13 protein-coding genes and 2 tRNA genes are annotated in these 12,197 nt (G+C 55.6%); 10 read left to right on the top strand and 5 right to left on the bottom strand.

Annotated elements, in window-relative coordinates; all coding sequences use genetic code 11:
* Positions 1–2 precede the first annotated feature (2 nt).
* A tRNA-Leu gene (locus JW937_06945) sits at positions 3–89 on the bottom strand.
* Between the two features lie 171 nt (positions 90–260).
* On the opposite strand from JW937_06945, the gene JW937_06940 reads away from it, so the two are divergent.
* On the top strand, positions 261–449 hold the full coding sequence (locus JW937_06940; protein MBN1587147.1) for a hypothetical protein: 189 nt from the start codon (positions 261–263) through the stop codon (positions 447–449).
* Positions 450–579: 130 nt separating this feature from the next.
* Here the strand turns inward: JW937_06940 and JW937_06935 are convergent, their stop codons facing one another.
* From JW937_06935 to JW937_06925, 3 genes are all read right to left on the bottom strand, one after another.
* On the bottom strand, positions 580–1,323 hold the full coding sequence (locus tag JW937_06935) for a slipin family protein (GenBank protein MBN1587146.1): 744 nt from the start codon (positions 1,321–1,323) through the stop codon (positions 580–582).
* Positions 1,320–2,780, bottom strand: a complete 1,461-nt coding sequence (locus JW937_06930; GenBank protein ID MBN1587145.1) for a nodulation protein NfeD — start codon at positions 2,778–2,780, stop codon at positions 1,320–1,322. Before JW937_06930 ends, JW937_06935 begins: the two co-directional genes overlap by 4 nt.
* Positions 2,781–2,792: 12 nt before the next feature.
* Positions 2,793–2,868: transfer RNA gene (locus tag JW937_06925), tRNA-Ala, on the bottom strand.
* Between the two features lie 198 nt (positions 2,869–3,066).
* Here JW937_06925 and JW937_06920 point away from each other — a divergent pair.
* From JW937_06920 to holA, 8 genes are all read left to right on the top strand, one after another.
* Positions 3,067–5,574: a leucine--tRNA ligase gene (locus tag JW937_06920; protein MBN1587144.1), complete on the top strand. Its 2,508-nt coding sequence runs from the start codon at positions 3,067–3,069 to the stop codon at positions 5,572–5,574.
* Between the two features lie 3 nt (positions 5,575–5,577).
* Positions 5,578–5,982, top strand: a complete 405-nt coding sequence (locus JW937_06915) for a helix-hairpin-helix domain-containing protein (GenBank protein MBN1587143.1) — start codon at positions 5,578–5,580, stop codon at positions 5,980–5,982.
* Between the two features lie 138 nt (positions 5,983–6,120).
* Positions 6,121–6,528, top strand: a complete 408-nt coding sequence (locus tag JW937_06910; GenBank protein ID MBN1587142.1) for a prepilin-type N-terminal cleavage/methylation domain-containing protein — start codon at positions 6,121–6,123, stop codon at positions 6,526–6,528.
* Entirely contained in the window at positions 6,512–6,925 is a 414-nt protein-coding gene (locus JW937_06905; GenBank protein MBN1587141.1) for a prepilin-type N-terminal cleavage/methylation domain-containing protein, read from the top strand. Before JW937_06910 ends, JW937_06905 begins: the two co-directional genes overlap by 17 nt.
* A 117-nt stretch (positions 6,926–7,042) precedes the next feature.
* Positions 7,043–8,839: a ComEC/Rec2 family competence protein gene (locus JW937_06900; protein MBN1587140.1), complete on the top strand. Its 1,797-nt coding sequence runs from the start codon at positions 7,043–7,045 to the stop codon at positions 8,837–8,839.
* Positions 8,840–8,897: 58 nt separating this feature from the next.
* Entirely contained in the window at positions 8,898–9,887 is a 990-nt protein-coding gene (locus tag JW937_06895) for a tetratricopeptide repeat protein (protein MBN1587139.1), read from the top strand.
* Positions 9,888–9,898: 11 nt separating this feature from the next.
* Positions 9,899–10,444 (top strand): hypothetical protein, encoded by a 546-nt coding sequence (locus tag JW937_06890; protein MBN1587138.1) that lies wholly within the window; start codon positions 9,899–9,901, stop codon positions 10,442–10,444.
* Positions 10,438–11,385 carry a DNA polymerase III subunit delta gene (holA, locus tag JW937_06885; protein MBN1587137.1) on the top strand — a complete coding sequence of 316 codons (948 nt, stop codon included), beginning with the start codon at positions 10,438–10,440 and terminating at the stop codon, positions 11,383–11,385. The genes JW937_06890 and holA overlap by 7 nt, the downstream gene beginning before the upstream one ends.
* On the opposite strand, the gene rpsT is transcribed toward holA, so the two are convergent.
* On the bottom strand, positions 11,374–11,640 hold the full coding sequence (gene rpsT / locus JW937_06880; GenBank protein MBN1587136.1) for a 30S ribosomal protein S20: 267 nt from the start codon (positions 11,638–11,640) through the stop codon (positions 11,374–11,376). The two genes, holA and rpsT, sit on opposite strands and share 12 nt — an antisense overlap.
* A gap of 118 nt (positions 11,641–11,758) precedes the next feature.
* On the opposite strand from rpsT, the gene JW937_06875 reads away from it, so the two are divergent.
* Positions 11,759–12,197, top strand: a 439-nt coding sequence (locus JW937_06875; protein MBN1587135.1) for a murein biosynthesis integral membrane protein MurJ, incomplete at its 3' end; no start/stop codon positions are given.

The raw sequence follows: 12,197 nt of genomic DNA, 5'->3' as shown, positions 1-12,197 counted from the left end.
AATGGTGCCGGAGGTCGGAGTCGAACCGACACGAGGTCACCCTCACATGATTTTGAGTCATGCGTGTCTGCCAATTTCACCACTCCGGCACTCAAAGGAAGGATTCAAAGAAGATTTGCGGACAGAAAAAACACGATATAATACGAAATTTTCTTGACAAACTTAATTTTAAGAGATTACTCTAAACACGTCAAGGATGAAAGGGCATGTCGCCTCGAGTTCGGTGAAGACCGAACAGGTAGTCACTGAGGAGGTGTAGAATGGCTAAGAAGAAAGCGGCCAAGAAAAAGACGGCCCGCAAGAAGGTTGCCAAGAAGAAGGTAGCCAAGAAGAAGACAGCGAAGAAGAAGGTTGCGAAGAAGAAGGTCGCCAAGAAGAAGACGGCTAAGAAAAAGGCCGCCAAGAAGACGACGACCAAGCGCAAGGTGAAAAGAAGAAAAAAGAAGTAAGCTAGCCGTTAGAGCTAGAGGGTTCGCCTAAGAAGTATGCGATCTGCCCTTTCTCCTTGACTTTGTAGCTCGAAAATTAAACGCCCGTCCGTGTCCCGGACGGGCGTGTCCTTTTTGGCAGCAAGCCGGTTTAGCGGTCCTTCTTTTGGAATGCGGAGAGCAGGTCGATCGGGATGGGGAATAGGGTGGTGTGGGAGCCCTCTCCGGAGATCTCTACCAGGCTTTGTAAATACCGGAGCTGCAAGGACATAGGATGCTCGCCCATCATGGCGGCAGCCTGAACCAGCTTCTCCGCGGCCTGAAACTCTCCCTCGGCCGCAATGACCTTGGCCCGCCGTTCGCGTTCGGCCTCTGCCTGGCGCGCCATTGCCCGCTGCATTTCCTGCGGGAGATCCAGATGTTTGATCTCCACATTGGAGACCTTGATGCCCCAGGGATCCGTATGTTTGTCGATAATCTCCTGGAGTTGCTGGTTTATTTTGTCGCGTTCGCTCAGCAATTCGTCAAGCTCTGCCTGGCCGAGGATGCTGCGCAGAGTGGTTTGGGAAATTTGCGAAGTGGCGAACATGTAGTCTTCGACCTCCACCACGGCTTTGTTGGAGTCCATCACCCGGAAATAGACAACGGCGTTTACTTTGATGGAAACATTGTCGCGGGTGATGATGTCTTGAGGCGGCACATCCAAAACCACGGTACGGAGGCTAATCTTCACAAGCCTGTCGATAGGAAAGATGAGCAAACGCAGCCCGGGGCCGAGGGCCACAGGGCGCATACGCCCCAATCGAAATACAACGCCGCGCTCGTACTCGTTTAGGATTTTGAGACAGCTGAACACGTAGGCTGCAAGTAACAGAACAAAGCCGAAACCGGTCATGAGTGGCCTCCCTCTTCAGTGTAGGGTTCAACAGTGAGTTCCAGGCGCTCCATGCGAAGCACCCTTATCTTGTCGCCCGCCGCAACAGGCTTGGCGGACTGTGCATTCCAGTATTCTCCGTGCACAAAAACCTTGCCGGAGGGGTTGAGGGCAGTTTCGGCTACACCTGTTTCGCCGATAAGCCCTTCAGTGCCCGAGACCGGCCGCCGGCGCGCGGAGCGCAGAACCAGGCTGATCAGAAAGACCGTGATTGCGGCTGTGCCGAATGCAAAGCTCAATATCAGGGAGATCGAGATGTTCAGCCATTGCTCCGGGGAATCAATGAGCATGGTCGACCCGAGTACGAGGCAAACAATGCCGCCGAGGGTGAGGAGACCGAAGCTGACGACCATGGCCTCCGCAACAAACAGGAGCAGGGCTAAGATGATGAGTGCCGCTCCGGCAAAGCTGATGGGCAGAGATTGGAAGGAAAACAGGGCCAGGATCAAACAAATGGCGCCGGCAATACCCGGGAAGCCGATGCCCGGGTGGGTGACTTCAAAGAGCAGTCCGTAGAAGCCCAGCATCATGAGGATGTAGGCGATGTTGGGGTTGCCGATAACATAAAGCAGGCGCTCCGAGGGGCTGAGTTCCACGCGTTGGATTGAACTCGTTTGGGTGTGCAGTTGAATTTCGCCAAGTGCAGTCTGAACGCTGCGGCCGTGAATTTTTTGGAGGAGTTGTTCCGGATTGTCGGCGATGAGGTCAATGACCTTAAGTTCGAGTGCCTCTGGCGCGGTGATGGATACGCTCTCGGTCACAGCGAGTTCTGCCCAGTCCGCGTTGCGGTTGCGGGCGGTGGCTATCCCCCGTACCCAAGCCACGGTGTCGTTGAGGATTTTATCTGTCATGGGGGAGTGGGGAGGCTCTTCTGCAGCAGGCGTTTGTTCTGCCCCCGAGTCTGTATCCGTTTCTTGCCGGGTATCGGAATCCTGCTTTGGTGGGCTGAGCCTCTCCTTCCAGGATTCCCAAAAGCCTCCGCGGTCTGTCTCGCCTCCGTCCAAATTTACGGGATGGGCTGCCCCTATATTAGTGGAAGGCGCCATGGCCGCAATGTGTGCCGCAAGTGTGATGAACACACCGGCGGAGCCCGCGCGCGAGCCGGACGGGCCGACATGTACCACGATGGGGGCCTCGGAATTCATCATGCGTTTGACGATTTGGCGGGTGGACTCGAGGAGGCCGCCGGGTGTGTCGAGTTGAATGACGAGGATTTCACCCCGGACCTCGGCTTTCTCGATGTTGTCCAGGATGAACTTGGAACTGACTGGGTTGATGATCAGATTGTCGAGCTCAATGAGGCGGACCGGCTGGGAGGCGTTTGAATGAGCGGGCGTGTCTTGGGCAAATAGCGCTGCGTTGCCCAAGAGGGCGACAAAGAAGGCCAGAACCGGGAGGTGCTTGGCTGTGATTTTCATGGGGAGAAAAAATGGTGGACCAGGCCGGGATCGAACCGGCGACCTCCACAATGCCATTGTGGCGCGCTCCCAACTGCGCTACTGGCCCACACTTGAAACAAAAGCCTTGGTCAAAGTCCGTAGTATATCTTTCTGCCCAAGGCCTGTCAACCAGAGCCCCGAACCCGTAGCCCGGTGCCAGGCACCGGTGCCTGGCACCAGTGCCTGGCACCGGGACTGAGCGCCGGGGAACTTGACCGGGGAAGCTCAGGCTGGCAAAATACTGCGATCAAGGAGTTTAAGAAAAATGAGCCAGTCCTATCCATTCAAGACTGTGGAGCCCAAGTGGCAGGGGATATGGGAGAGGAACCGGACCTTCAAGGCGGAATTTCCTTCTTCCAAACCCAAGTACTACGTGCTCGATATGTTTCCGTACCCTTCGGGGGCAGGCCTGCACGTGGGCCATCCCGAGGGCTACACTGCCACAGACATTCTTTCCCGCTATAAGCGCATGTGCGGTTTCAATGTACTTCACCCCATGGGTTGGGATGCCTTTGGTCTTCCTGCCGAGCGTTATGCGGTGCGCACGGGGATTCACCCCGCTGTGACCACGGAACAAAATATCAGAACCTTTCGCGGCCAGATCAAGCGTTTGGGTTTTTCCTATGACTGGGATCGCGAGTTCTCCACCACGGATCCGGACTACTACCGGTGGACGCAGTGGATCTTCCTCAAACTTTACGAAAAAGGCTTGGCTTATGAAGCAGAGGTGCCGGTCAATTGGTGTCCGGCCCAAGGCACGGTTCTGGCAAACGAGGAGGTTCAGGACGGGAAGTATGTGGAGACCGGGGATCCGGTGGAGCGCCGGAACATGCGCCAGTGGATGCTCCGGATCACCTCGTATGCGGAGCGCCTTCTCTCGGGCCTGGAAACTTTGGATTGGCCGGAGAGCATTAAGGAGATGCAGCGCAATTGGATCGGCCGCTCGGAGGGCGCGGACGTCACCTTCCAAATCGCGGACAGCGACCGGACCTTCACTGTTTTTACCACAAGGCCGGACACACTTTACGGCTCCACCTACTGTGTATTTTCGCCCGAGCACCCCTTGGTCCGGGCTGTCACTCTCCCTCAACAGCGCGCTGCGGTTGAGGAATACCAGGCTGCTGCCCGGATGCGCTCGGATTTGGAGCGTACTGAGCTCGCCAAGGAAAAGAGTGGCGTGTTCACAGGGGCTTATGCGATCAACCCGGTAAACGAGTCCCGTATCCCGATTTGGATCGCGGATTATGTGCTCATGAGCTACGGCAGCGGGGCAATTATGGCGGTCCCGGCCCATGACGAGCGTGACTGGGAATTTGCCCGCACTTTTGAGCTTCCTATTATAGAGGTAGTCTCAGGAGGCAATATCGAGGAGGCTGCCTACACGGGCGACGGCACCCTGGTCAATTCCGGCTTGATCGAGGGCCTGCCCGTGCCCGAGGCCAAGGCCAAGATCACGGCCTGGCTCGAAGACAAGGGCCTGGGCAAGGCCAAGGTCCAGTACCGCTTGCGCGACTGGCTTTTTTCGCGCCAGCGCTATTGGGGAGAGCCCTTCCCTCTCCTGCACTTGGAGGACGCTACGGTCGTGCCTTTGCCGGAAGCGTCCCTGCCGCTGACTCTGCCGGAACTCGAGGACTACCGGCCCACAGAACAGGGTGATCCGCCTCTGGCCCGCGCTACCGAGTGGGTGCGGACCGTGGATCCGGGCAGCGGCAAGCCCGCGCACCGCGAGCTCAACACCATGCCTCAATGGGCGGGTTCTTGCTGGTACTATCTGCGCTTTATGGATCCGCAGAATCAAAAAGAGGCCTGGTCGGCTGAGGCCGAAAAGTATTGGATGCCCGTGGATCTCTATGTAGGCGGCGCTGAACACGCGGTCCTGCACTTGCTGTACTCGCGCTTTTGGCACAAGGTTCTTTTTGACTGCGGCTTGGTTCACACGGAGGAACCCTTCCAAAAACTCTTTAACCAGGGAATGATTCTGGCCTACTCCTATCGGGATGAGGGAGGCAAGTACTATACCGAAAAGGAAGTCGAGGAAAAGGACGGCAAGTTTTTCGTCAGGGATTCGAATACGCCGGTCGAAGCTAAAATCGAGAAGATGTCCAAATCCAAGTATAACGTCATCAATCCGGACGAGGTGATCGACGAATACGGGGCAGATGCCATGCGGCTCTATGAGATGTTTATGGGGCCCTTGGACATTATGAAGCCCTGGCAGATGAAGGGCGTGGAAGGGGTCTCGCGTTTTCTGGACCGGGTGTGGCGTTTGGGCACGGAAGTAACGGATTCCGCACTTAACGAAGACCAGAACAAGCTCCTGCACAAGACCATCAAGGCGGTGACCGGGGATCTCGACAGCATGCGCTTTAACACGGCGATTGCGCGCCTCATGGAATTTGTCAATGCGCTCACTCCGATGAGCGAGCGGCCCAGGCCCCTGATGGAAACATTGATCCTCCTGCTTTCGCCCTTTGCCCCTCATTTGGCTGAAGAAATGTGGGAGGGCCTGGGCCATACTGAGACGCTCGCCTATGAGCCCTGGCCTGCGTATGACGAGTCCTTTCTCAAGGAGGACTCCGTGGAGATTGTGGTGCAGATCAACGGCAAGGTGCGTGCCAAGCTTTCGGTGGGTGTGGACGAGGAAAAGCAGGGCATTGAGTCCAAGGCTTTGGGTCTTGAGTCTGTGCAGCGTTGGCTCGGCGGCTCCAGAATCAAACACGTGGTGGTTGTGCCCAAGCGTTTGGTCAACATTGTCCTGGAAAAGGGCGCTTGAGTCGTGCGTCGAGGTGATTCCCGATCCGCCTTTAATTTTGCTTTTCCGGTTTTGCCGGGCGAACGCAGCCTTCTGTGGGTGATGGGGGCACTCGCGCTTTTTCTTTTGATTTGGCAAGCTGTGGGAGGCCGTGAGACCTTCGGGTTGGGGAAGCCCTTGACGCTGTCTGAACAACGGAGCCTTGAGGTGCAGTACCGATCTTTGCCGGAACACCGTTTGAATCTCAACCGGGCGGGTTGGGGGGAGCTTAAGCGCCTTCCCGGTCTTGGCGCTGCAGCCGCACAACGGATACTCGAATTCCGTCAAGCAAAAGGCCGCTTTACGTCAGTGGATGAACTGGCTGGATTGCTGGATCTGTCCGCGCCTGAGCTCCGTCAAATTAGACGATGGGTTTGGGTGGAAGAGTAATTATCCGGCTCTGAGCTCATATCGAGTCTGTTTGGCAACTAAGTTGTGCTCAATTATGCTAAATGAAGCATAATCCTCTTCTTTGATTACCCATTTCATAAGGTATACTTGATTGGGGGAGAAAAGGGGAGGCCCCAAATGGTGTCCGGAGAGAGGGCAGATCGGGCTGGACAACAGGGATTTACGCTGATTGAATTGATGGTCGTTGTGGTGATCATCTCTATTATGGCCAGCTTTGCCCTGCCTAAATATCAAAAGGTTGTGGAGCGCTCCCGTCAGGGCGAGGCTTACCTTATCCTGGGGACTTTGCGTGACGCGGAGTTTCGTTACAGAGCCGAGGAAGGGGTTTATACGAATCAGCTGAACGTGCTTGGGATCGATGATCCAAACACATTGCCTAATATATACTTTGACTATGCAATAGAAGATGCTTCAAATGAAACCTTTACAACAAGAGCGACCCGCAACAGTTATCGAAGGCTCCCGGAAGTACCTGTTTATTCGGTCACGCTGGACCAGGACGGGAATCTTGTCCGGGGCTACTGAGTCCGGTAAGCTCTCCATTCGCGAGAGGGGCATGACGCTCCTCGAGCTTATGATCGTTATTATCATTATTGCCATCCTTGCGGGATTTGCGGTGCCGCAGTACGTCAAAATTGTGGAACGAAACCGTCAGGGTGAGGCATTCCAAATGTTGCGGGCAATTCGCGATGCGGAGATTCGTTATTGGCACGATGCGGTGGTGTATACCCAAGACTTCAATGATCTGGATATGGAAAGTCCCAATAACTCTCCGAACCGTTTTTTTGAGTATACGGTTAGCAATGCGGATGCCATAACCTTTCAGCTGACTGCCACCCGCAACACATACCGGCGCTCCCTCGGGATACCGGATTATACTGTCCAGCTCGATCAAGACGGTAACTTGGTCCGGACCTTTTAAACAGTACACGGCGCGAGTTCACTTCCGCGGAGACTGAGTCCTCAGTCCGCGCCAAGGATCATGCGGGTATGATCCGGCTCCGTGAGTTTCCCCAAGCGAGAATTTCGATCTAGACCTTTGCGTGCCCCTTTGCTCAGTCTTGCCTTAGCGGTGTGGGTGGGATGCGGCCTGGCTCTTTATTGCGGGCTGGATGCTGCCATTCCGATGATTCTGATCGGGGCCCTTTGCCTGTGCTTGGCTTGGCATTGCACATCATCCGAAGCTTCAGCCTGTGCGCTTGTGGGGGCCGCTCTTTGTTTTGCCTGGGCTTATGCCTCTCTCTCCCAACCCATACGGATGAAAGAATCCGTGCCCGAAGGGGCATGGGTCCGGGTGCATGGAAGGGTATCCCGAAGCGCATCTGTCTGGGTTACGGACACAGGGGCGCAACGCACCGAATGCTGGATCTATCCGGATGCCCTGAGCGATGGGCGGCAATGGTACGGTGCTTCGGGTCTCTTGCGCGTGTGCGTGAAGCGGGAGGCACGGCCCATTCCTGCGGGAGAGCGGATCTGGGCAGAAGGGAGCTTCAGCTACCCCGTGTATCCGCGAGGCCCTGACCGGGCGTGGGGTCTCCTGAATGTGCCGGCAGGGAATTTTATCCGCGGTGAGCAAATCCCGGAACGGGATAACTTGCAGGCCCGGATTCATGAGCAACTGAGTTTGGCTTTGCCGCACGCGCATTCTCAACTGGTCGCTGCCTTAATTCTCGGTGAGCGTAAAGGCTTGGGTTCTTGGGCACGGTCTTTCCGGGTACTTGGAGCCGGCCACTTGCTGGCCATCAGCGGTTTGCACGTGGTCCTGGTCTTAGGATTGGTGCGCGGATTTTTTGCGCTTCTGCCTTTGCCGTGGCGCTGGCCTTGGGTCATAGGAGTGTTTGGCGTGCTTGCTTATACGGGGTTGGCCGGTGCTCCGGTGTCTGCCGTGCGCGCGGGCATATGTCTTACTTTGGGTGTGCTTGCGCATCAGGGTGAACGCGAAGTGAGTGCCTGGAATCTTTGGGCCTGTTGTGTTCTGGTCTTTCTGTGGAGTGATCCTTATTGGGTGACTTCTGTCGGATTTCAACTCAGCTTCGGTGCTGTGGCCGCAATCCTCGCTTTTTCCCGGGGCTTGGATCGGATCTTGACGCGTATGCATCATGGGCTGCGTTTGAGTTTCGGTGGGCGCGTGCCTCCCGCCCCCGTGGGCCCTGGCTATCGAACGGTACAGGGAGCGGTCTCTGTAACGGCCGTATCTGCTGCAGCTTGGTTGGGACTGATGCCTCTCTTGGCCTATTATTTTGCTTTGTGGTCCCCGATATCAATCTTGGCCACATTACTGATGCTTCCGGTTTTTACCGGGGTCCTGGCGCTTGCCCTATTGTGGACATTGCCCATGGTGTTTGGATGGGATTTGTCATGGTTTTTTGCCGGAGTGTTGGAGCCTTTGATTTCTTTGCTTTTTGCAATGGCCCATAGGTTGAGCCGGATTCCGGGTGCCTATTGGGAGTTGCCGCCGATTTCGCTTTGGGAAGTGATGGGCTACTACGGGGCCCTCATTTTTGTGGTTTGGGCGTTGGCGGGCAGGAAAGCCTGGAAACGGATGCTCTTGTGTGCGGCGTTGATCTTTTTGGGTACAGTTACTCTGGATTATGGATTGAACCTGCCCAATTCCAGAGTCAAAGCCCGGGGCCGTTTTGTGCGTCTGGGCGCTTCGGAACGGTGGAACGGAGTGCAGGCCTGGGTGGGATGGAAACCCGTTCAGGGGTCTATGGTCGAGCTCTCCGGATCCCTGCACTATGATCCCATCTCTTTGGCCCGGGATCTGCGGGCGATTCAAGCGGAAACCGTTGTGGGGATTCCAGTTCAGTTGGAGGATGTCCGGGGCCTTCCTTGACACTCTCCAAATCCTTGTGTTAGATTGCAAAGCTATGAAATTACTGAATCTTACAACAATGTGCTTGCGCAAAAATTTTCTCCGGATTGCCTTGGTGTGCGTGTGCTTCATTGCCTGGGGCGGGGCGTCCGCCCAGGCTGCCTGGATTTGGACACCGCAAAGCGGGAAGTGGATCAATCCCAGCTGGTCTGCCAAGGATACAGCGGCCGAGCAGTTTGAGCACGCATTCAAGTTTTACCAGAGCGGTGACTACGAGCGCGCCGCCAAGGAATTCAACAAGGTGGTCAAAAAGTGGCCCAGTTCCGTGCGCGCGCCCGAGGCCCTGTTCTATGTGGGACTCAGCAATCAGAAACTGGGCAAGTATTCTGCGGCCTTCAGCAACTACGAAAAGGTGCTCACCAAGTATCCGTACGGCGAGCAATTGCACTTGGTGGTTGAGCGGATTTTTGAAATTGCCGAGTTGTTTGAAGAGGGAGACAAGATCACTCTGGCGCAGAAGTATGTTGGAGTGATGAAATCCAAAGAACGCGCCGCGCGTATGTATGAGGCGGTGGTCACCAATGCCCCTTATGACACTCTGGCGGACCAGGCCCTGTACCGTTCCGGGATTTGTTATATGGGGGTGAATCGCTACAGGAAGGCTCAAGAGGTTTTTGCCGAATTCCTAAAGGAATACCCGGATAGTGATTTGGCTCCTGCGGTGCGGTTGAGATTGGCTGAGGCTGCGCAGGCAGAATCTCTGGATGCACCCTATGATCAAGGCGCATCCGAAGTTGCTCTTGAACAGTTTGAAGAAATTTTGGAGGAGGAGCGCGCGGATGAAGTGAAGCAGGCTGCGCGTGAGGCTGTTGCGAGTCTGGAGAACCGGGCTGCGCAAAAGGAATTCGAAATCGGGCGTTTCTACGAAAAGAAAAAGGCCCATGAAAGCGCTCTCCTTTATTACCAGGGCGTGATTGACCAGTATCCCCATACCGATTGGGCGGCGAAGTCATCCGGGCGTATCAGCGGCATCCGCAAGATGCTGGCAGACGAGTCCACTTCCCTGTGAGATTATTTTTCATGCCACATTCATGGCGCTGGGGTTTCTGCTTCTTAGCTTTTCTGGCCTTGGGCTCCTGCGGTTACAGCACCAAGTCCCTCCTGCCCGGGCATCTCAGGACTATCTATATTGCGCCGTTTACCAATGAGATAGATCTTACTCAAGAGAATACCTATACACGCCGTTTTCGCAGTTACAGGCCGCGCCTGGAAGGGGATATTACTTCGGCCATTACTGAGAAATTTGTCTTTGACGGCTATCTGCAGGTCTCGGACGAGGAGGGCGCGGATATGGTATTGCAGGGGCGTTTGATCGATTTTCGGAGGGATCCCTTGCGTTACTCGACCGGCCGCGAGACGGTGGAGGAATACCGTTTGTCCTTGGTCGTGGATATGCAAATGGAAGATCGCGTAAAGGGGCGTCTCATGTGGCGCGAAAGCTCCTTTGTCGGAGACGCCACCTTCTTTACGTCCGGCGCGCGCGCTACCAGTGAAGAAACAGCCCTGACTGAGACTATCGATGACCTCGCCGAGAGAGTGGTTGCGAGGACAGTCGAAGGATGGTGAGCCATCTTATTCTCAGTGATGAACCTCTCCTAATTCGTAGAGAAATCCGGCGTATCTTGGAAGAAGATATTTCGCAATCCGTTGCGGAGTCCGACCGCCATGAGTTTTATGCCGGGGAAATGGATTCCCTGGCGGATTTTCTCGACCTGTGCAAGACGGATTCCCTTTTTGCCGAGCACCGGCTGATGGTGTTGCAAGGATTGGAGTCTCTTAAGGCCGAGGAGTCCCGCCAACTTCTGCTGAACTATTTGGATGCACCGCACAACAATACCACGCTTGCCTTGGTTATGAAGGAAGCGCGTCCCAATGGCACATTCCTCAAACATCTGCAGAAACGTTGCCGCACCATAACGCTGAACCGGCCCAAAAAGAAGTCCGAGATCGTGGGTTGGATTCGTTCCGAGGCCCAGCGCCGGGGAGTGCGTTTGGATTTTGAGGCCGCAAGCCTTTTATCGGACCGGGTGGGTCCGGACTTGGTGAAATTGGAAGGAGTGTTGGATCAACTGGCTTGTTTTGCGGGAGAAGAGGTGGTGGTGGGCGATCACGTGCGCGCCTTGGTCGCGCCCACAGCGGAGGAGACCGGCTTTGCTTTGGCCGATGCTTTGACTCGCAAGGACGCAAGTGAGGCCCTGCGCATTAGCGCGCGTTTGTTTGAATCGGGGGACCGGCCCGTTCAACTTTTAGGTCTTTTGCATTGGCATTGGCGGCGATTGGAAACAGCTCGAAAGATTCTGCTGCGTGGAGGGGGCCTCGAAGATGTGGGCGCGGAGCTCAAGATGAAGTGGTATGTGGACCGCCTGGTCAGACAGGCCCGGTCCTTGGATGAAGAACGCATGAAACGGGGGTTTGAACTCTTGCTGCGGACAGACCGCTCCCTCAAGAGCTCATCTGCGGGAGATCAGCTGGTTTGGGACCGGTTGATAGTGGAACTATGCAGATAGAGCGGAAAGACGCTTGGCCAGGCGAGACTTCTTGCGGGCAACCGTGTTCTTTTCCATCACACCCTTCTTCAGTGCCTTGTCCATCTTGGATTCCAGCTGCTTCAGGGCCTCTGCTGCCGCCTGTTTTTCTCCACTATCAATCGAACTGAGCACGGCCTTGGTTCGCGTGCGGATCTCGGTCTTGATCCCGTGATTGCGCACTTGGCGCTTGGCGGCCTGTCTGATTGACTTGCGGGCTGATAGAGAATGTGCCATAAGTTGTTTTAATTCCTTAACTTGTGATTGTTTTGTACCCAAAATAGGAATCTCCTATGCTAGCAAAATGCCCCGGAGCTGTCAATAAGCGCATTTGGCGAGGGCCGGAGGAGCTCCAATGAGCCTGTTCCGGAGCGCGGGCAAGATCGGCCTGGCCACTGCCTTTAGCCGGGTGCTGGGTTTTGTGCGCGACATGACTGTCGCGGCTTTTTTCGGCACTTCCCTGGGGGCCCAAGCCTTTGTGGTGGCCTTTCGGCTGCCCAATTTTTTGCGGGAGATCGTGGGCGAAGGAGCCACACATTCGGCGGTGGTTCCGGTTTTGAGCGAGCCTTTGGCCCAAGGGGATACGTCTTCCTTTTGGGAGATAGTCTGTGTGCTTTGGCGAGTGGCGCTTGTCGTCCTCTTGCTGCTGGCTGTGGCCGGCGTCTTACTCGCTCCGGTTTTGGTGGGTGCGGTGGCGCCGGGATTTCTGAGTGATCCCGAAAAGTATGCGCTGACCGTGCGCCTGGCTCGCTGGCTCTTCCCCTATATCTGTTTGATCGGTATGACCGCAATTC

Source organism: Candidatus Omnitrophota bacterium (assembly GCA_016929445.1).
Classification (GTDB): domain Bacteria; phylum Omnitrophota; class Gorgyraeia; order JAFGIU01; family JAFGIU01; genus JAFGIU01.
Note: the sequence above shows the minus strand (reverse complement) of the source record. Positions and strands in the feature narration are given on the sequence as shown.